Source organism: Longimicrobium sp. (genome assembly GCA_036389135.1).
GTDB lineage: Bacteria > Gemmatimonadota > Gemmatimonadetes > Longimicrobiales > Longimicrobiaceae > Longimicrobium.
In genome coordinates this window covers 18,693-38,106 of record DASVQP010000030.1, presented here as the reverse complement: position 1 = coordinate 38,106, position 19,414 = coordinate 18,693, and the positions used below count along the sequence as shown (strand labels likewise).

21 protein-coding genes are annotated in these 19,414 nt (G+C 70.2%); 11 read left to right on the top strand and 10 right to left on the bottom strand.

What is annotated here, in order from left to right:
* Positions 1–4 precede the first annotated feature (4 nt).
* On the top strand, positions 5–631 hold the full coding sequence (locus VF584_07480) for a hypothetical protein (GenBank protein ID HEX8210012.1): 627 nt from the start codon (positions 5–7) through the stop codon (positions 629–631).
* A 10-nt stretch (positions 632–641) separates the two neighbouring features.
* On the top strand, positions 642–1,073 hold the full coding sequence (locus VF584_07475; GenBank protein HEX8210011.1) for a hypothetical protein: 432 nt from the start codon (positions 642–644) through the stop codon (positions 1,071–1,073).
* Here the strand turns inward: VF584_07475 and VF584_07470 are convergent.
* Together VF584_07470 and VF584_07465 are read right to left on the bottom strand one after the other, a co-directional pair.
* Complete coding sequence (locus tag VF584_07470; GenBank protein ID HEX8210010.1) at positions 1,054–1,674, bottom strand: hypothetical protein; 621 nt, start codon at positions 1,672–1,674, stop codon at positions 1,054–1,056. The two genes, VF584_07475 and VF584_07470, sit on opposite strands and share 20 nt — an antisense overlap.
* Positions 1,674–1,931, bottom strand: a complete 258-nt coding sequence (locus VF584_07465) for a hypothetical protein (GenBank protein HEX8210009.1) — start codon at positions 1,929–1,931, stop codon at positions 1,674–1,676. The genes VF584_07470 and VF584_07465 overlap by 1 nt, the downstream gene beginning before the upstream one ends.
* Before the next feature lie 158 nt (positions 1,932–2,089).
* Here VF584_07465 and VF584_07460 point away from each other — a divergent pair, with 158 nt between their 5' ends.
* Both VF584_07460 and VF584_07455 read left to right on the top strand, forming a co-directional pair.
* Positions 2,090–2,764, top strand: coding sequence for a hypothetical protein (locus VF584_07460; protein HEX8210008.1), 675 nt, complete (start codon positions 2,090–2,092; stop codon positions 2,762–2,764).
* 28 nt (positions 2,765–2,792) lie between these two features.
* A complete protein-coding gene (locus VF584_07455; protein ID HEX8210007.1) occupies positions 2,793–3,542 on the top strand; it encodes a hypothetical protein in 750 nt (249 codons plus the stop codon).
* Positions 3,543–3,545: 3 nt separating this feature from the next.
* On the opposite strand, the gene VF584_07450 is transcribed toward VF584_07455, so the two are convergent.
* Together VF584_07450 and VF584_07445 are read right to left on the bottom strand one after the other, a co-directional pair.
* A complete protein-coding gene (locus tag VF584_07450; protein ID HEX8210006.1) occupies positions 3,546–4,565 on the bottom strand; it encodes a saccharopine dehydrogenase NADP-binding domain-containing protein in 1,020 nt (339 codons plus the stop codon).
* The gene (locus tag VF584_07445; protein ID HEX8210005.1) at positions 4,562–5,572 is read right to left on the bottom strand and encodes a hypothetical protein; all 1,011 of its coding nucleotides are present in this window, start codon (positions 5,570–5,572) and stop codon (positions 4,562–4,564) included. The genes VF584_07450 and VF584_07445 overlap by 4 nt, the downstream gene beginning before the upstream one ends.
* Positions 5,573–5,804: 232 nt before the next feature.
* On the opposite strand from VF584_07445, the gene VF584_07440 reads away from it, so the two are divergent.
* The 7 genes from VF584_07440 to VF584_07410 all read left to right on the top strand — a co-directional run bounded on the left by VF584_07440 (position 5,805) and on the right by VF584_07410 (position 13,371).
* A complete protein-coding gene (locus tag VF584_07440; protein HEX8210004.1) occupies positions 5,805–6,725 on the top strand; it encodes an aldo/keto reductase in 921 nt (306 codons plus the stop codon).
* Positions 6,726–6,875: 150 nt separating this feature from the next.
* Positions 6,876–8,546 (top strand): hypothetical protein, encoded by a 1,671-nt coding sequence (locus VF584_07435; GenBank protein ID HEX8210003.1) that lies wholly within the window; start codon positions 6,876–6,878, stop codon positions 8,544–8,546.
* Positions 8,547–8,656: 110 nt separating this feature from the next.
* Positions 8,657–9,598 (top strand): hypothetical protein, encoded by a 942-nt coding sequence (locus tag VF584_07430; GenBank protein HEX8210002.1) that lies wholly within the window; start codon positions 8,657–8,659, stop codon positions 9,596–9,598.
* A gap of 149 nt (positions 9,599–9,747) precedes the next feature.
* On the top strand, positions 9,748–9,891 hold the full coding sequence (locus VF584_07425) for a hypothetical protein (GenBank protein HEX8210001.1): 144 nt from the start codon (positions 9,748–9,750) through the stop codon (positions 9,889–9,891).
* Between the two features lie 120 nt (positions 9,892–10,011).
* Entirely contained in the window at positions 10,012–11,760 is a 1,749-nt protein-coding gene (locus tag VF584_07420; GenBank protein HEX8210000.1) for a hypothetical protein, read from the top strand.
* Between the two features lie 40 nt (positions 11,761–11,800).
* Positions 11,801–12,919: a tail fiber domain-containing protein gene (locus tag VF584_07415; protein HEX8209999.1), complete on the top strand. Its 1,119-nt coding sequence runs from the start codon at positions 11,801–11,803 to the stop codon at positions 12,917–12,919.
* Positions 12,920–13,011: 92 nt separating this feature from the next.
* Complete coding sequence (locus VF584_07410; protein ID HEX8209998.1) at positions 13,012–13,371, top strand: hypothetical protein; 360 nt, start codon at positions 13,012–13,014, stop codon at positions 13,369–13,371.
* Positions 13,372–13,540: 169 nt separating this feature from the next.
* On the opposite strand, the gene VF584_07405 is transcribed toward VF584_07410, so the two are convergent.
* The 6 genes from VF584_07405 to VF584_07380 all read right to left on the bottom strand — a co-directional run bounded on the left by VF584_07405 (position 13,541) and on the right by VF584_07380 (position 19,083).
* Positions 13,541–13,954, bottom strand: coding sequence for a hypothetical protein (locus VF584_07405; protein HEX8209997.1), 414 nt, complete (start codon positions 13,952–13,954; stop codon positions 13,541–13,543).
* Between the two features lie 426 nt (positions 13,955–14,380).
* Entirely contained in the window at positions 14,381–14,851 is a 471-nt protein-coding gene (locus VF584_07400; GenBank protein ID HEX8209996.1) for a type II secretion system protein, read from the bottom strand.
* A gap of 162 nt (positions 14,852–15,013) precedes the next feature.
* On the bottom strand, positions 15,014–15,628 hold the full coding sequence (locus tag VF584_07395) for a GTPase domain-containing protein (protein HEX8209995.1): 615 nt from the start codon (positions 15,626–15,628) through the stop codon (positions 15,014–15,016).
* Positions 15,629–15,637: 9 nt separating this feature from the next.
* Complete coding sequence (locus VF584_07390) at positions 15,638–16,246, bottom strand: hypothetical protein (GenBank protein HEX8209994.1); 609 nt, start codon at positions 16,244–16,246, stop codon at positions 15,638–15,640.
* Between the two features lie 13 nt (positions 16,247–16,259).
* Positions 16,260–17,936, bottom strand: coding sequence for a hypothetical protein (locus VF584_07385; protein ID HEX8209993.1), 1,677 nt, complete (start codon positions 17,934–17,936; stop codon positions 16,260–16,262).
* 832 nt (positions 17,937–18,768) lie between these two features.
* Positions 18,769–19,083: a hypothetical protein gene (locus tag VF584_07380; GenBank protein HEX8209992.1), complete on the bottom strand. Its 315-nt coding sequence runs from the start codon at positions 19,081–19,083 to the stop codon at positions 18,769–18,771.
* Between the last annotated feature and the right edge of the window lie 331 nt (positions 19,084–19,414).

Genomic DNA, 19,414 nt, shown 5'->3' with positions numbered 1-19,414 from the left:
CTTTATGATCGATCTGCACACGCCTCTCAGCTTCCGCACCTCGTACGCGTTCCCCCTCCAGAACCGCCTCGCCCGGCGCGAGGTGCTGGTGGGGGCTGCGCTGCTGCTGATCCCGGTCTTCGGATGGCTGCTGAACATGGGGCACCGCATCATGATGGTGCACCGCATGCAGCAGGGGCAGACGGCGTGGCCCTCCTGGCGTGATTTCCCCCAGCTCCTGAAGCACGGGTTGATTACTTTCGTCGGGATGCTGTACTACTACGCGCCCGGCCTCGTGCTGGCGTACTTCGCGTGGTCCGCCGCCAGCATGGCTCTGGGAGCTTGCGCCGCCGTGCTGCTCGCGCTCGCCACCATCGCGATCCCGGGGTACATGACGCACTACTGCCGCACCTTCGATCCCGCGGAGATCTACAATCCCGCCCGTGCGCTCGGCCGCACCTTCCAGGGAGGGCGCGCGTACTGGAAGGCGTGGTGCATCACGATTTCCGCGCTCCTCCTCTCGTTCCTGGGCCTGCTGGCCTTCGGTGTGGGTTTCCTGGTGACGAGTGTCTGGTTCTGGCAGGTGGCGGGGTTCAGCTTCGCGCGCGTGTTCTCGCAGCGCGTCCTGAATCTTAGGCCGACCGCTGCCTGACGTTAAGGGGATGCCTCCGACCGTAGCGAAGCGCGTCAGCCCCGCACGCGCCCTCGGGGTCACCGCCGCGCTCTGTCTCGCGGGCGGAGCGGTGGGCGCGATGCTCGGCGTGGGCCTTCTCGCGGTCCTCAGCCTGGTGGTGGATGGTCGCGGCGGGTTCCCGTACATCGTGGAGGCGTACGCCCTCGCGGCGGCGGTCGGCGGAGTGCTGGGCGGCGTGCTCGTCCCCGTCAGCGCGTGGACGCTGCTGCGCCGGGTCCCGTTCGGCCTCGTCTTCGCAGGCGCGTCGATCGGCACCGCCGCGGGCGGGACGCTGGGACTCCTGCTTTCCGGCCTCGATCCGCTCATGGCCGTCGCGGGCGCGGTCGGCGGGTACCTCCTCTCCGCCGCGTACCTGTACCGCCGCTCTCGCCGCGCACGCCTCAAAGTGGATGACGCGTGATCCACTCCTCAACGAATGAGCGAGTCTCCGCAAACTGCAGCTCTTTGACCCTTACGTGCAGAGCCTCACAGAACCCGGGGAGCGCCTTCCGAAATGAGTTGAAGCGTGACAGGATTTTCGCTTCGCCGGGCACACGAGCGGTTCCCGCAAGCGCCGTGGCGAGCATACCGCGGACGGCGCTCACCGCCCGCTTCGGCTCGTTCCCGTGAGCACGGATGTCCTGCCCGGCGATGTCAGAACAGAATGCCTGGTACCGGTACTGCTCCGCGTCGAGGATCAGCGAGCGTTTCTCCGTCTGTTCCGCGTCCCCGTATTCCTGGGCGCCCAGAAAGAGACCCAGCTCCAGCGGCATGTTGAAGCGAGGGAGACCGGTGCCGGAGTCGAGCTGGACACGCGAGATGTCGTGCACACCGTACTGGCATTCGCGTATGATCCTCTTGATCTTGCGGATCCTCTCTTCCCCGCTGTCCTCCAATTCGAGCGCGCAGCGGGCAAGGAATCCGCAGTCGTGCACCGCGAAGACGATCGCGTGGAAGAGTGGGCGGTAGCGGTCGTCGAACGGGCAGTTGATGAAGACGCTCCGGTCGTACGCCGCCGGCATCAGCCGGACGTTCGGTTACGCGCCTTCGCGGGTTTTTCGTTGTCCGATGCCGCCGCGCCGGCATTTGGCGAACCCTCGCGAGCGATCGAGCCCACGCTCTGCCCCTTGGCTCCGCCGCCGGCAGGCTTCCGTCGTGCGGAGCCATCGCTCTTCGACGCACCAGAGACGGAATCCATTGCTTCCCGGATCTGTTCGCGCGTGAAGCGCCCCGTGGAGGTGCCGGTGAGCACCGTGCGCCACGGTTTTTTGGTCGCCATCTCGGCCTCCGTTGAATGTGCCTCTCTCCCAATCTAACGCGCCCGAGAAACGCGTCTACCCTGCGCCAGTACCCCGCCACCGGGCGAACGGAGGTGATCGAAATGTGCGCCCTTAGGAGCAGTCACCCGCCGTCCGTATCTCTGTGTGAGGCGGCAGTTTGAAGCGACTCGAAAAACTCGGCGAGGCGACGGCGCCGGATGGCACGGTGCTGACACTGTACCGGCACGACCGTGACTACTCCATCCGCGTGGCCGGTGTGGAGCTGATGTCCACGCGGCGCTACCATTCGGAGGAGCAGCTCGCGGAGCGGGTCTGCAGGCAGCTGGAGATGAGCCGCGGGGCGAGTGTACTGATCGGCGGGTTGGGGTTCGGGTTCACGCTCAGGGCCGCGCTGCGCGTGCTCCCCGCGGACGCGCGGGTGGTGGTCGCGGAGATCGTGGGCGAAATCATCGAGTGGAACCGCGACCCGGAGTACCCGCTCGCCGCCGATGCGCTGGCCGACTCGCGCGTGGAGCTGCGGCACGCCGACGTGGCCGACGTGCTGCGCGAGGGCCGTGGCGCGTACGATGCCATCATGCTGGACGTGGACAACGGCGCCGATGCGCTGACCACCGGCGGCAACGCGGATCTCTACCGGAGCCGCGGCGTGCGGGTTGCGGCGGAGGCGCTGCGCCCCGGCGGGCGGCTCGCCTACTGGTCCGCCGAGGACGATCCGCGCTTCGAGGCCGTGCTGCGCGCCGCGGGGCTCAGCGTCGAAGTCGTCCGGGTGCGGGCGCACGCCACCGCCGGCGGACCTCACACGCTGTTCCTCGCCCGATCATCCGCGAAGTAACGCCTTCCGCCAGCGACCCCCAATCCCCATGCCCACCAGCCGCACGCTCAAGTGCCCGACCTGCGGAGCGCAGATCCAGGCCGCCGACATGAACCTGAGCACGATGTACGCGCGCTGCCGCGAGTGCCAGTCGCTCGTGGACCTGGAGGCCGCGAACGCCGCGCCCGTCCCGCGCGACAGCATCGACGGCGCCGTGCTGATGCCGGACGGATCGCTCGCGCCGGCCCCGCCGCTCCCGGTGCCGCTCCCCGAGCGCCTCACCGTGTACACGGCCGGGGGCGGGCTGCGCATCGAGCGGCGGTGGTACGCGTGGACGGCCGTCTTCCTGGTGTTCTTTTGCGTGATCTGGTTCGGGATACTCGGCTTCTGGTACCTGATGGCGTTCAGTACCGGGGCCTGGATGCTGATGCTGTTTCCGCTGCTGCACGTGGCGGTGGGGCTGTTCCTGGCCTACTTCACGGCCGCGATGTTCGTCAACGCCACCGAGGTCGTGGTGGCGGACGGAGTCCTGACGGTGCGCCACGGGCCGCTCCCCTGGTTCGGGAACCGCCAGATCGCCACCGATTCGCTGGAGCAGCTCTACTGCGAGGAGCACGTCAGCCGCACCCGCAACGGCACCACGGTCACGTACTCGGTGCGGGCACGGGGCAGGGATGGCCGCATGGTCAAGCTCGTCACCGGCCTTCCGCAGCGCGACCAGGCGATGTACATCGAGCAGGAGGTGGAGCGGCACCTGGGCATCGCGGACCGGCACGTATCGGGGCAGGTGCGGCGGTAGCTTTCAGGAAGATCGGGAGAGCTCGAACCCGCTCGCTCGCAGCGTTTCGAGCAGCTCTCCGGCATCCACCTGGCCGTGCGGCGGGATGACGCCCGCGCCGCTCATCCGCCCCTCCAGGATCGTGCGGACGGCGAGGACGGCGGGGATGGCGGCGAGCCGGTACGCATCGCGCGGGGCGGTGAGCACCAGCCGGACGACGGCGCCCGATGCATCCTCCACCTCGCACCCGAACCCGCCGTGCTCCCGCCCCAGCAGCCGCACCAGGGGGAGCGCGGCGGGCATCGTGCGCGTCATGGCGGCGCGCAGCGGGGGGACACGCGCCGCCAGCGCCAGCGCGCCCGCGAGGCCGGGGACGTTCGGATCCACGAACGCCTCCGCCGTAGCGATCGTTGGGTGCGAGAGCGGGAGGAGGTCGCCGTCCGGCGTGTCGAAGATCCAGCCGCGGCGCGCGCCCAGCGGGGCGCCCGCCGGCCAGCGCCGCGATTCGGTGAAGCCGCGGAGCTGGCGCACCGCACCATCGCGCAGCACGGGGATTGGGCGCCCCAGGCCCGCCAGCAGCGAGGCGGCCGTCGCTGCGACGGCGGTGAAGCGCGAGGTGGGGACGAGGAAGGCGGTGAGGCGGACGGGATGTGGCAGTCCGCTCCACGCAACCATCGCGGACGACACGGCGGAGCAGGTGCTGCACCCGGGAAGGAGGCGCACCCCGGCCTCGGCCGCACGGTCGCCGAGCGCCAGGACCGAGCGCACGTAGGCCGATGCGTCCGCGATGTCGACCACGTCGCACCCCAGCTCGATGGCGGCCTCGGCGAGCGCGGGGGTGCGCGCCTGATAGGGGCCCGCCGCGTCCAGCACCACGTCGCCGGGGCGGAGAGCTCGGCGCAGCGATGCGGGGTCCTCGGCATCCAGCGCGAGTTCGGCGGAGCGGCGAGCGGCGGCGAGCGCCGGAATGCCGGCGGCGCGCAGGAGCCCCACCGCGGCGCGGCCAAAGAAGCCGGTGCCGCCCAGCACCATGACCCGCCTCACCGCAGCGTCCGCCCGGCCGCGAGCGCGAGGAGCACCAGGGCGGGGAAGAGGACGCCCGAGCTCGCCACCAGCCCCGCCGCCGACCCCGTCGCTCCGCAGATGCTGAGCACGATCCCCGCCGTCCAGACGATCCACGCCAGCGCGCGCACGTGTCGCGGGAGCCCCGGCGTGCCGAGCGTCAGCATGATCCCCGCCACCGTGTAGAAGCCGTTCGCGAAGACCGCCGTGAGCACCGTCCCGGTCCGCTGCACCGCGACGAAGCGCGCCACGTCGCTCGCCAGCCACGGAAGCCAGCCGACGTACAGCGCCTCGCCCAACAGGTCGCAGGCCAGGCCGGCGCCTGCCACCACGAGCGCCGCGATGCCCAGGCGGCGGCTGCGCACGGCGGGGGCCCACCATGCGTAGAACGCCAGCACGCTCATCCCCGCCGCCATCCACACGGAGAAGCCCGCGCGCCAGAGACCGGCGTGGGCGGCCACGTACGCCGCGCGCGCCGCCGGGTCCGCCTCCGCCTCGGTGCCGCCGCGCAGCACGAAGAGCATCGCCAGCCCCGCCGCCGCGTGGAGCGCCGCGCACAGGTACGGCGCCGCGGCGCGCACCCGCTCACCCGCACGCTTCCCCTCCAGCAGGAACGCGCCGAAGGGGACCCACCAGACCAGGTCGTTGAGCGCCAGCAGCGCGAGCATGCGCAGCGGCAGGTCGCCGCCACGCGCCGCGGTCAGCGCCAGCCCGACCGGGCCCAGCACCTTCCCCAGCAGCCCGACCGCGATGATGGGCCACGCCTCGTCCAGGCGCCGCGCCGCGTGCAGGTAGAGGAGGCCGTACACCCCCACGACCATCCCCAGGCACCCCCAGATGGAGGGGTAGCGCGGCGCCTCCATCTCAAACCACCGAAAGAACGCGCCGGGAAAGAGCCCCGCCCATGCCCCGAACGCCAGGTTGTACGCGCCGGCGAGCACGAACAGCACGCGGTACGCATCGCGGCGGAACTCCTGTGCGTCAGGCATTCGCGTGCATGCGGAGGGGAAAAGCGCCTCACACAGAGACACAGAGGAAACGGCGAGGAAGAAGAGAACTCCGTGAATGCCTCCGCGCCCTTGCCGTCCCCCTCTGTGGCTCTGTGTGATGGTTGTTCCTGGCGGGCATGATAGCGGAGCGGTACGCAGGGGAACAGCATCCTGGGGAGTGCGATTTGCAGAGGCGCGGCGCACCCTCACAATCGCGCTGGAGGCAGCACTGATGGATACCCGGACCCTCGGCTCGCTCACCGTTTCGGTGGTCGGGCTCGGATGCAACAACTTTGGCCCGCGGCTGGACGCCGAGGCCACCCGCGCCGTGGTGCACGCCGCGCTGGACGCGGGCGTCAACTTCTTCGACACGGCGGACATCTACGGCAAGGGACTCAGCGAGGAGTACGTGGGCCGCGCCCTCGGCCCGCGCCGCGGCGAGGTGGTGCTCGCCACCAAGTTCGGGATGGAGATGGACCCCGAGCGCCGCGGCGCGCACCCCGGCTACATCCGCCGCGCCGTGGAGGACAGCCTGCGCCGCCTGGGCACCGACCGCATCGACCTGTACCAGATCCACACGCCCGACACCTCCGTGCCCATCGCCGACACGCTGGGCGCGCTGGACGAGCTGGTGAGGGCCGGCAAGGTGCGCGAGATCGGGTGCAGCAACTTCTCGGTGGAGCAGCTCCGCGAGGCACGCGACGTGGCCCCCGGAGCGCGCTTCAAAAGCGTGCAGAACGAGTACTCCCTCTTCCACCGCGATCCCGAGCGGGGCGTGCTGGACGAGTGCGCGCGGCAGGGGCTGGCGTTCGTCCCCTACTTCCCCCTCGCCAGCGGGCTGCTGACGGGGAAGTACCGGCGCGGCCAGGCTCCCCCGCAGGGCACGCGCATCACCGTGGGGGGGCGCTACGCGGAGCTGCTCTCGGACGAGAACCTGGAGCGCGTGGAGCGGCTGGCGCGATACGCCGAGGAGCGCGGCCACACGTTGCTGGAGCTCGCCTTCGCCTGGCTCCTGGCACGTCGCGAGGTCGTCTCCGTCATCGCCGGCGCCACCTCCGCCGATCAGATCCGCTCCAACGCCTCCGCATCCGCCTGGCGGCTGACCGATGCCGAGCGCGCCGAAGTGGACGCGCTGGTTCCGGCATCCAAATAGTCTCACGCAAAGACGCGAAGTCGCAAAGAAAGTACTTCCGCCGTCCTTACTTTGCGTCTTTGCGCCTTCGCGTGAGATTGCCGTTTCGCCGCGGCGGCTCCATTCTCAGCGGGTTCAGCCGAATGGGACTTTTCAACGATGCGAGATCCGATGACGATCCGACGCCCACTGCTGGGCACAGCGCTTCTCCTGGCCGCCGCATGCGGGCCCGTGGCCGATCCACAGCCCGCGCCCATGCCCGCCGCCGCGCCCGCGCAGGACTCGATGGCGGCGCGCGTGGCCGCCTACCGCACGGTGCGCCTGACCGCGGAGCTGAGCGCCCTCACGCCCGCCGAGCGCAGGATGATCCCGCTCCTGATCGCGGCGTCGCGCGAGATGGACGACATCTTCTGGATGCAGGCGTACGGGAGCCGCGATTCGCTCCTCGCATCGCTGCGCGACCCCAGCACGCGCCGCTTCGCCGAGATCAATTACGGCCCGTGGGACCGCCTGCAAGGAGATGCGCCGTTCGTGGCGGGCGCGGGCGCCAAGCCGCAAGGAGCGCGTTTCTATCCCTCAGACATGACCAAGGAGGAGTTCGAGCGCGCGGTGGCCGGCGGCGGCGCGCGCGCGGACTCGCTGCGCAGCCTGTACACGCTGGTCCGCCGCGAGGGCGGGCGGCTGACGGCGGTGCCCTTCCACGTGGCCTACGCGCCGCAGATGCGCCGCGCATCCGCGCTCCTGCGCCAGGCCGCGGCGCTGGCTCCGCAGGCGTCGCTGCGCCGCTACCTGGAGCTGCGCGCGGACGCCCTCCTCAACGACCAGTACCAGCCCAGCGACCTGGCGTGGCTGGACATGAAGGACAACACGCTGGACGTGGTGATCGGCCCCATCGAGACGTACGAGGACGCCCTCTTCGGCTACAAGGCCGCCGCGGAGGCGTACGTGCTGGTCAAGGACCTGGAGTGGAGCCGCCGCCTGGCGCGCTACGCCGCCTTCCTCCCGGAGCTGCAGCGCGGCCTCCCCGTCCCCGCGGAGTACAAGCGCGAGACGCCGGGCACCGACAGCGACCTGAACGCGTACGACGCGGTCTACTACGCGGGGCAGGCCAACTCCGGCGCCAAGACGATCGCCATCAACCTCCCCAACGACGAGGAGGTGCAGCTCCGAAAGGGGACGCGGCGCCTGCAGCTCAAGAACGCGATGCGCGTCAAGTTCGACGCCATCATGGCGCCCATCGCGCGGCTGCTGATCGCGCCGGACCAGGTGGCGAACGTGACGTTCGACGCCTTCTTCGAGAACACCATGTTCCACGAGGTGGCGCACGGGCTGGGGATCAAGAACACCATCAACGGCCGCGGCACCGTGCGCGAGGCGCTGCGCGAGCAGGCGGGCGGGCTAGAAGAGGAGAAGGCGGACGTGCTGGGCCTCTACATGGTCACGCAGCTCTCCCGCCGCGGCGAGATGAGCGGCGCGGCCATCCAGAACAACTACGTTACCTTCCTGGCGGGAATCTTTCGCTCGGTTCGCTTCGGCGCGACGTCGGCGCACGGGCGCGCGAACATGGCGACGTTCCACTTCCTGCAGGAGCGCGGCGCCTTCACCCGCGACGCCACCGGCACGTACCGCGTCGATCTGCCGAAGATGCAGGCCGCCATGGACGCGCTCTCCGCCGAGATCCTGCGCATGCAGGGCAACGGGGACCACGCCGCGGTCCGCGCCTTCATGGAGCGCTACGGCGTCGTGGACCCGCAGCTCCGCGCCGACCTCGACCGCGTCAGCCGCGCCGGCATCCCCGTCGACGTGGTCTTCGAACAGGGCACGGACGTGCTCGGCCTCTGAACAGCGATCTCACACAGAGACGCAGAGGGAAAAAGCAAGACGCGGAGGGTGGACTCTCCTTCTTCTTGCCGTTTCCTCTGTGTCTCTGTGTGAGGCCAACCGTTCCTTGAATGCACACTGATTGTCGCGACATCCTTGGCGACGGCGCGCTGGGCCTGCGGGTGGCGCCCTCGCTGGAGGGCGCCGCCGAGGACTGGGTGTATCCGCTTCCGTCCGCGGGCGCGACGCCGGTGCGCGCGCTGATCGAGCTGGTGGAAGGTCGTGCACCTCCGCGCCCGAGCGGCACGCCATCCATACGCGCGCCAGGGATGGAGGGGTGGATCGAGGGGGAGCGCGTCGTCCTGGCCAGAGCCGGCGGGGAGGTCGGAGGGGTGGTGGAGCTGGATGCGCAGCGTGCCCGCGTCGAAGTAGCCGCGGGGGCGCAGAACTCGCCCGAGGGCAGGCTCAGAATACGCGAGGCGCTGTCGATAGCGGCGGCGCTCCTGCTCGCGCGCCAGCACCGGGCGCTGCTGCACGGCGCGGCGGTCGTGGCGCCGGGCGGAGGGGCGTGGGTGCTGGTGGGCGATACGCACAGCGGCAAGACCACGACGTGCGCCAACCTGGTCCGCGCCGGGCATAGCTACCTGGCGGACGACCAGGTGGTGGTCCACGCGGACGACGCGGGCACGCTGGTCGCCACCGGCCTGCCCCGCCGCTTCACCCTGGACGACGGCTTCGCCCGCGGAGAGTCGCTCGGCCTGCGCTCCCCCGTAGATCCAGACGAACTGTTCGGCCCCGGAAGCCGGCGCGCGGCGGCCCCGCTGGCGGGGATCCTCTTCCCGCGCGTGGAGGCGGGCGAGCCCACCCGCCTGGAACGCGCCAGCGCCGCGGACGCGCTCACCCGGCTCCTGCGCAACTCACCCTGGCTGGCGGCGGTCCCGTCGTCCGCCCGCCCCCTCCTGGCCCTCCTCGCGCGCATCGCAAGGCTCCCCGCCCGCGACGCCCGCCTGGGACGCGACACCCTAAACGATCCGGCTCGCCTGGCAGCCCTTTTCGCGGCATTACCCCGCTAAAGCCATTGTTCCGTAGGCGATGTGGCAGTTTGCGCAAGAACGAGAAAGTGGGTTGACAAATGGCACTGAGCAGGTAAATATATCCTTCGCGGCACCCACTCCGCCGTTCTTCATTCCTGATTCACACGCGCATCCCCCAAACGAGACACATGGCTGAGCAACTCAACTCCCCGTCGTCGCCCACGCCGCAGCCGGCCCCCGCGCCGAGGCAGCCGTTCGTGGCGCCCAGGGTGGAGAATGCCGGTCGGCTTACGGAGATCACGCTGCAGCTCAGCGGCGGCGGCGGGCTGTAGCAGGTCGCCCCACCCGCATCATCGCCGCCGGCTCCGGCCCGACCCAACTCCCGCCAAACCGAGTTCACCTTCCCCGCAGGGCCAGGGTACCCCTTGTCGTATCATCGTGCCATATGCGGCATGGCGCTCCTCGTAGCACTCAGCGCCTGCGCGGACCAGCCCACCGCCCCACCCGTGGAGAAGGAGCCCGGCCCTCCGGCTCCGCTTCCGGTTGGGGTGTTCGAGTTCACGATGACGGGAATCGGCGGCCCCACGCCGTCGGGAAGCGCCAACGCGGTCCGGCTCACGCCCGACGGCGCGAGCATGGCGCTCACTCCCGTGAGCAGCGGCATCAGCATCGAGCAGATCTCCGCGAGCTCCTTCATCGAGGGAAGCCGCGTGGAGGGCGGGCAACGGTACATTTCCTTCATGTACCGGCTGCGCAACTCCACGGGGGGGCCGCTCACCAACGTGACGCTGATCCCGGTGATGACGGCGGCGACGAGGCCGGGCACGCCCTACTCGCAGGTGAGGCTGTTCGACGGCACCAACGCGTCTGACCAGGTGCCGCCCAAGATCGTTCCCACCGGCGCCGTGGCGATGGGGGCGGACGGCAAGATGCGCGGCCTCTACCCGGACGCGCTGCAGGTGTTCGAGGAGGCCGAAGTCGCGGCCATCCCCCTCCCCGCGGGGATCACCGGGATCTTCCCGTACGGCTTCGTCGTGCGGAACCCCTCCAGCGCCACCAGCCGCACCCTGCCGGCCGCGGCATCGGCCAACGACTACTCGGGAGTGGTGACGCTCAATTTCCGCCTCCCCCTGGCCCCGGCGGGGAACACGGCCGACGTGTTCACCGTGGTCGTGCAGATGCTGGTGGTGCAGGACAGCGAAACCCGCATGACGGAGTCGATCGAGGAGAGCACCGACACGACGGCGGTGCGGCTCCTGAGGGACCGTGCCGCCGCGCTCGGCGCCACCACGGTGACGGTCCTTCCCGGCAGCCCGGCGCGGTCGCCCTTCGTGACCGACTACCCCGGCCAACGCGGCATCTGCACCGTCCGCACCGCGGGCCCGTCGGGCTCGCCCGTCACGACGATGACCTCGCCCGCCGGGTACACCCGGCTGGCGATCTTCCGCCCCGGCGAGACGCTGGACCCCTGCAACGCCTACTTCACCGCGGGTGATGCGGCAGTCGCGAACTACGGGATGCCGTACTCCGTGGTCGTGCGCTCCATGGACCGCTACGGCAACGTGAACGCGCTTTCGGCCGATACGGCGACGCTTACCTCCAGCGACGGGACCGCCACGATGCCGGCGCCCGCCGGGCTCACCGGGGGGTCCGCGACGCAGGTTCCCACCTACACCACGTATGGCACCTCCACCCTTTTCGCCCGCGGGCGGCGGCTGCAGGGGCAGACAACGGTGTTGGTGAACGGGATGACGCGCACCTGGACGGGGAACGTGAACACCGGGTGGCCGGAGAACGGCAACTGGGTGCAGAACATGACCACCGGCGTGCAGGACTCCGTGATCATTCCCGGCGACCGCCCGAACTATCCGCTGCTCGTGGCCAACCAGACGATCGCGGGCGTCACGATGACGGATGGCAGCGGGGTGCCCCCGAACATCAACCTCGGTCCGTTCGACCTCACGGTGAACGGACCGGTGCAGATCGGGAACAACGGGCAGTTCCTGGGAACGGGCCGTCTCATCCTGAGCGGAACCGCGACCACGGTGGGCGGCGGGCTCAGCAACTTCAACGTGCGCAACCTCCGCGTGCTGGGAACGTACACCGTCACCAGCAACATCAACGTGTCGGGCGGCCGCATCGTGGTGCAGGGCGGGAGGCTCCGGAGTGCAGGCTACCGCATCCGCGTCCGACCCTCGTAGACCATCCTCCAGCCTCCACCCCTTACCCAACGGTATCCAGATGCAGCGCATCCTGAAGACTCTGCTCGCTGCCGCGGCGCTCGCCACCACCGGGGTTCCCGCCGCCGCGCAGTCGGACATCCTCCTGCAGCTCCGCTCGGGCTCTCCCGCCGGCGACCGCTTCCGCGTGGACAGCGCCGGCGGAGTGGTGGCGCTGGGGCAGATCGGCTACGGAATCATCCCCGCCTCCGGCGCCGGCTGGCGGATGATGTGGCACCCGCAGAAGGTGGCGTTCCGCGCCGGCTACGTGGACGTGGGCGGGCAGTGGGATGAGTCCAACATCGGCTACTACTCCTGGGCCGGCGGCGCCCTGACCACGGCGGCGGGGATCTACTCCTTCGCCATGGGCAACCAGAACACCGTCGAGGCCTCCGCACAGGCGGGGATCGCGTTGGGCAGCGGCAACAAGGTGTGGGGCTCGGGGACCGAACTGGGCTACTTCGGCGTCGCGCTGGGGCTCAACAATGATGTCAAGGACCACTCGGGCGTGGCGATCGGGAACAACAACACCAGCGACGGTGACGCGGCGGTGGCGATCGGCTACACCACCACGGCCGACGCGGACTACTCGATGGCGTTCGGCTACCGCGCCAGCACCAACGGCCACACGGGCGCCAAGGTCTTCGGCGACGCGTCGACCACGGACTCGATCGAAGCCGTGGCCAACAACGAGTTCGCCGTGCGCGCCGCGGGCGGCTTCCGCTTCCGCAGCAACGCGACGCTCACCAACGGGTGCAACATCGCGGCGGGCGGCGCCTCCATCGTCTGCTCGTCCAGCATGACGCTCAAGGAGAACTTCAACGAGGTCGACGGCGAGGACGTCCTCACCCGCATGCGCCGCGTCCCGGTGAACAGCTGGAACTACATCGACGAGGGGCGGAACTCGCGGCACCTGGGGCCGTTCGCCGAGGACTTCTGGCGCGAGTTCAAGCTGGGGACGGAGCCGCTCGCCATCGGCCACCTGGACATCGACGGGGTGAACTTCGCCGGCGTCAAGGCGCTCGACGAGCGCACCACCCGCCAGGCCGCCGAGATCGAGGCGCTGCGCGCCCGCAACGCCGAGCTCGAGGCGCGTCTCGCCCGCCTGGAAGCGCTGATCGGGCAGCAGCCCAAGCCCTGACCCGCCCCTGACCGTAGCCGAGGCCGCCCACGACGTGCTCGTGGGCGGCCTCTCGCCGTTTTCCGTTTTCCCCACACGCCCAGCCACCCCATATGCCGATCCGCATCACCGCCGCCGCCCTGCTGACGATCGCCGGCCTGGCCGCCTGCCGTGGCGACGACGACCCGCAGCAGAGCGCCCCCGCCCCCGCCGAGGACCAGGAGACGGTGCTGGATGTGCCGCAGCCGCAGCTCACCCCCGCCGAGTCGGCGGCGGTGGTCCAGAAGCGCGCCGCGTACAGCGACTCCATCACCCGCGCCGTCCGCGGCGTGGAGACGAAGCCGGTGCCTCACAGGGAAACGAAGCAGGACCAGGTCGCCCTCTGCCGCACCCAGGCCGCCCAGGCGGAGGGCACCGTCCGCGAGCACCTCCTTGCCGCCTGCAATCGCCTGGAGGCGCAGCCAAGCCAGTAGACTCGCGCCAACCCGATCCGTCGTAGGGGCGCGATTCATCGCGCCCACCCTCGCCCCGCCTCGAACCCCGCATTCCGCACCGGAACCTCGTAGGGGCCGCCCCACGTGGCTGCCCGTGCCATGGAATGCGCCGCAGCCGGCTCAGGAGCGCCACGACGAGAGCCGCCGCCTATCGTTCCGGCTCCCTTCTTTCAGCAGCACGCGTGGCAAGCGTGGAATGCGCGTGTTCGTGTGCGCTGCGGACCAGATCGCGGATGGTGCGTAGCGGGATGGGCCCTAAGCTGCCCGGTAGTCCCCAGACCTCGGCCCATGGGAATGTGCCGTCGCCGGGGCGGCACTTCAGGTTCGCAAGCGCACTCTCGATGTAGTTCTCCAGCGCATCTACATACCAGTGGTGCTCCTCGGCAGAGAGGACTGCACCTTTGGGCGGCTCTCTCCACCCGCGCGGGAACTTCGTGATCAGGACGGCCTTGCGACGGTACAGCTCCCGCTCGGCAAGGTTGAGCTCGATGAAGAGATTGCTGATGTGCTCAGCGAGCGCCCGATCATCCAGGTGTGCGAAGGAGAGGTCAACGTCGGACATAGGCGCAACAGGAAGAGAGGTGGGGTCGGTGCAATATCCCGTGGCCACCCTGGTACTCTCGTTGAAGTGGCGTGGTGATCAGGCACTCAACATGTGCGCCGCCGCTCTCGTGCGCCAATTTCGCGTTTCTCTTTCAACCGGCCCCTGTGGAGCCCGCCTATCGCCGCCATCCTTCTTCTGGGTGCCCTTGCGTGGCCCCGCTCCGGCTTCACCCGCTCCGGTGGGTTTGCCACTGGACCATGCGACGTCCGCCTGCGCGGACTCCGGGTCTGATCCCGCGGCCCGCGAGCCGGCTTCAGCCGCCTTCCCGTCGTTCCAGCCGGGGGCTTCAGCCCCCGGTCCCCGCGGGAGCCAGCGCTCCCCCCCCAACCACAGCGGCCCGCCAGGATCTCGTGGCGGGTCGCCGTCGCGTTCCGGCGAGGCGGCTCAGCTGTCCTGGTAGGTGAAGCCGGTGCCGCCGGGCCACGCCGCTTCCGTGACGTTGGCGCAGGTGACGCGCGAGCCCGCGGTGGTGGTGTACAGGACCTGGCAGGTGCGGGTCTTGAACTTCCGGTGCACGAAGTTAGCCGTGTACTGGCTCTGGGTGACGCCCGTGATCTGGATGCCCACGTCGTCCGTGAGGCGGAAGTTCCCAGTGGTGAACGGCGAGGCCACCGTGCCCGAGGCCTGCACCCCGGTCATGTACCGGTCGTGCCGGTTGTAGTGCTGCTCCTGCGCGGTCAAGAAGTTCTTGGCGTCGCTCTCCATGGCGCGCTCGTACGCGTCCAGCTTGGTCTCGCCGAAGTTCATCTGCGCGACGCCGACGAGGATCGCGATCACCGCCACCACGGCGATCAGCTCGATCATGGTGAATCCACGCCGGGCACGGCGCGCGGTACGGCGGAGGGTGTGGTGCATCATGGTGCCTCTGAGGGGGAGTGGGTGGTTCAGTGGTGGGGAGCGGAGCCAGGGGCCTTCCCCGCGGCGCCACGACGGCGTCTGCAGGTAGATACCGCGGGTCCGCAAGGCGGGTTCCCGAAATCGCAAACAGATTTGCCTGGTACGGCAAACGGCCGCGAATCACACCTTCGCGAGCCCCACGCCCATGCGTGCCGCGAGCTCGGCTACCACGCGCTGGCGGACGAGGGAGACGGCCTCGCCCAGCGTGCCGAAGACCCCCACGCCGTCCACCGCCCTGGAAGCCCACGCCGGCGCGCCGCCGGGATTCAGGATTCCCTGCATCTGGTCCAGCGGCACGCGGTTGGGGAGGTCGCGCTTGTTGTACTGCATCACCAGCGGCACGCGGCGCAGGTCGTTGGAGTTGTCGATCAGGATGCGCTGCAGGTCGTCGAGGGCGTAGCGGTTGGCCTCCAGGCGCCGCGCCGAGCTGTCCGCCACGAACACCACCGCGTCCGGCTTGCGCAGCACCAGCTTGCGCGCGCCAATGTACTGGATCTGCCCCGGCACCGTCTTGAGGTTGATGGTCAGCCGCCACCCTTCCGGCAGCTCGCCCAGCCTCACCGGGAGCAGGTCGTAGAAGACGGTGCGCTCCCCCTCGGTGTTGATCCCCACGAGCTCGCCGCGCCCCATCGCCGCCTGGATGTACTCCAGGTTGGTGGTCTTTCCCGAAAGGCCGGGCCCGGCGTACACGACGGTGGCGCGGGCCTCGCGGCGCGCGTTGTTGTAGTCCGGCATCGTCGCCCCTCAGGCGTGGGAGGTGAAGGCCCGCACCGCGGCCGGCGGGGCCTGCTGCGCGATGGCCTCGCGGAATAGCCGCGGCTGCGCGGCCAGCCCCAGCCGCGCCGTCTCGTCGGCGAACGCCTGCTCCGCCGCGCGCAGGTCGGCCACGCAGACGGGGGAGTCGAGTGCGATCTGGCGGGTCTGGAGCCCGCCCAGCACGTCGCCGATCAGCCCGTAGGCCAGGAGCCGCGCGCGCTCCTCCGGCTCCAGCAGCGGGAGCCCGAAGCCGCCGCGCCCGGGCAGGCGCAGGCCGGCGTCCTCGCGCGAGATCAGCACGGTGGCCTCCTCCATCTCCCCCGGCGTGGAGCGCACGGGGAACGCCTCGTCCGCCGGCTCGCGCCACACGGCCGGGGCGGCTGCCGGGGGCACGGCGGGGACCGGCACCGCGACCGGGGCCGGGCGCTGCGCGGGCGCTTCGGCGGAGAGGCGCATCCGCACCAGCAGCACGCCGGGCTCCTGCGCGTCGGGGCGCAGCTCCAGCACCTCGCCGCCGCCGGCGCGGATCGCGAACCGCTCCTCGAACTCGCGCACGGCCCGCCCGTGCGCCTCCATCAGATTCGCAAGGCTGCTCATCAGCCGGCCCCTGTCAGGGAAGGGGGATTCGCGCCACCAGGACGCCCTTTGCGTCCCGGGGAACCACGACCACCACGGTCTCGCCGTTCACGCGCGCGAAAGCCGCCAGCCCGGAGAGCTTGCCCAGCACGATCCTCCCCTGCCGCACCATGTCGCGCGCGCCGTAGATCTCCACCGCATCCTCCGTCACCACGGCGAAGCGGCTGACGGCACCCTCCTCCCGCAGCCAGGCAATGGCCTGCACTCCCGGAACCGCCAGCGTCTCGCGGAGGCGCAGCGCGTCGTCCAGGACGTGGATGCGGTCGCGGTCCAGCACCAGCACGCGCGCGCCGTCCTCGGACACGTCCAGCGCGCGCGTCTCGGTGATGCGGTTCTCGCCCAGCAGGTTGCGGAAGGCGAGCAGCGAGACGACCGGGGGCTGCGTACCCTGCGCGGTGGGCCCATCCGGCCGGTCCAGGCGGATCAGCGGCACGTCCAGCTTGCAGTCCGAGACCTTTGGATCCAGCCCCACGTACACGGAGCCGTTGGGGTAAGGCGAGCCGGCGATGGCGGTGCCGCCCGCGTTCAGCACGTTGCAGCGGCCCACGCTCCCCGCCTGGTAGACGATGCTGTCGCGGCCGGTGGGGACGGAGGCGTCCAGCGTGGTCAGCTCCGCCGGGATCGAGTCGTTGGCGACCGTCTCCGGGTTGAACTGCGGCGGGGCGAGAAACGGGAACGCCGTGCGCCCGGCGAAGCCGATCTCGCGCAGCCCCACTCCCTGGCTCCCCCCGCCGGGGTCCACCATCTCGCTGGATCCGAAGGCGGCCACCTCCGGGCAATCGGGGCTCGAGCCCGCGCACACCAGCGCCAGGTTGCGGGCGTAGGGGCGTACCTGGTACCGGAAGTTCTGGAAGGAGGGCTTCCCGCTTTCGTCCAGCTGGTCGGTAGGGACGCGCATCCTGGCGAGCAGCGGGGGGATGATCGTTTTGGAAAGAAGCCGGTTCCCCGCCGCCACGTCGAATGCGGCGACCTCCACCCCCGCATCCGAGAGCACACCCAGGCGGCCGCGCATGTACGCCAGCGCCTCCGGGTGCGCGCCGACCGGGAAGGCGGGGCGCAGCGCCAGCGTAGCGAGGTCCACCACCCCGATCGTCCCCTTCACTTGGTCCGCGAAGTACACCCGCCCCAGGTCGCGTGCGGCGGCGAGCGCCACCACCCGCCCCTCCACCGTCAGCAGGTGTCCCTCGTACACGATGGTCGGCTGCAGCGCCGCCAGCGCCAGAGACGCTGCTGGGACCGTGTCGCGGGTGGCGTACACGCGCTTCCCCTGGTCGTCCACCAGCGCGCCGGTCAGGAATACGCGTCGGCCGCGCGCCACGTCGGCGGGGAGCCCGGTGAAGGAGACGGAGGCACTGTCGCGCACCGCCGGCCCCGTGCCGGAGCGCCAGAGGACGTTGCGGGCGCTGTCCACCAAAAAGATCTCCGCCTGCACGCCCTTCCCACCGCGCGCGTTCACGGGAAAGGAGAGGCGGTCGCCCTCGCGCAACGCCAGCGTGTCGGTGCCCAGGCGCAGGATCGGCGCGTCGGCGGAGACCGGGGTCTCGGTGTCGGGGTCGAAGAGCCCCGGCTGGTCCACGCAGGCGGCCAGCGCCAGGGCGAGCGCCCCCGCGGCCAGCGCGCGGCACGCGGGCGGAAAGATGTTGCGATGCATGGCTCGGGTTCGGCGAGGGTGCGGGGGGCGCCCGGGCTCGGGTGCCCGCCTTCAGTCAGCGCGAGGGCCGGCGGTCTGGGTGACTGGCGCTCGGTATTGAAGCTGATGATGAACCGCTTGTATTTGCTTGGGAACGGGCGGTCCGCCCGACGCCTGGCACACGACGGGTTCAAAAAGAAATACCCAGGGTCGCGATCCGCGGTTCACGGAGGTTGCCGCCGAGGTGACTTGGGTTGGATCATCGGCGAAGCCGGTGCACGCTCGGGCGGGTGTTCCCACGCGGCAGTTCGGGGGGGTGCGGGTAGCCCGACGATCCCGGGAGCAGCCGGGCGAAGCTCCCCAGGCGAAGTGGAGTGACTGGTCGGGGGGTGAATACCGGGTCCCGACAAACACTGGTATCCGGAAGAGGACCCTCTTCCGGTTTGCGCCCCGCATGATTGACGACACCACACTGATTCTGGTGCTCGACCACGCGAGTGCCCACGGGCTCCCGCGCCCTGCTTGCCTGGCTGCTCGAGCACCCGCGGATCGAGATCCTCTGCCTGCCTGCTTACGGTGGGCAGCGAGAGAACCCGGCAGGGGCGCGGCGACACGGTTACAGCCAAAGTATGCTTGACACGGTACACTCCCGCGCATAACATGGGCTATCCATGCCCTACCGGCCCCTGAGTGCGTGAGATGCAGGCCCGCAACAAGCCAGCACAGGGCAGGCGAGGGCGTTTAGCCTGCTTCCCACGTATTCGTAGCTTGCTCGGAGCACGCCCTGTTGCGGCAGTGCCCTCACCTGTCGCCCGCCGTGCGGGTAAGTGGGTCGCCCAAAAGCGCAATCATCTTAGAGCTGCCAGCGCTGCACTGGCAGTTTGGCAGCGGGGACTTCGCCTCGCTGCGGCTTCGAGCCCAATGGGCTCCCACTCGACGGGAGGTATGCTATGGCGAAGCTCAAACTCAACCTGGACGACTTGCGCGTGGAGTCGTTCCAGACCACCGGCGGCGACGCGGCGGTCGCGGCGCTGTCGTGCGGCGACTGTAGCAGCTGCACCAGCTGCACCAGCTGCTCGGGCTGCTCCGGCTGCTCCGGCTGCTCCAGCTGCTCGGGCTGCACCAGCTGCTCGGGCTGCACCAGCTGCTCCAGCACGTACTGGTACATTCCGCCCTGCTATCTGACCTACTAAGACCGACCCCGCACCGAGAAAATTCCTGGCAGCAGCAACGCCAGGAGCCAGGGCTCCCGAGAAGCCTGGCCTGTCGGCGAAGCGCATGGCGTGGTCCCGTTGGTAGTGCCAGTTTGTTCCCGGCGGGACCCGCTCGTGTGCGGCCATCGGCCGGCATCCGCAGTTTCGCGCTCTCGACACGTCGGCCATCCCTGAATCGTACCGGCTGGCTGCCCGGCTCCGGCCGCTCGCATTGCCGCGCCCAGACACGTGGTCGACTGCAGGAGCGTCTCAGGTGTGGCACAGGCCCGTCCGCAACTTACCGTA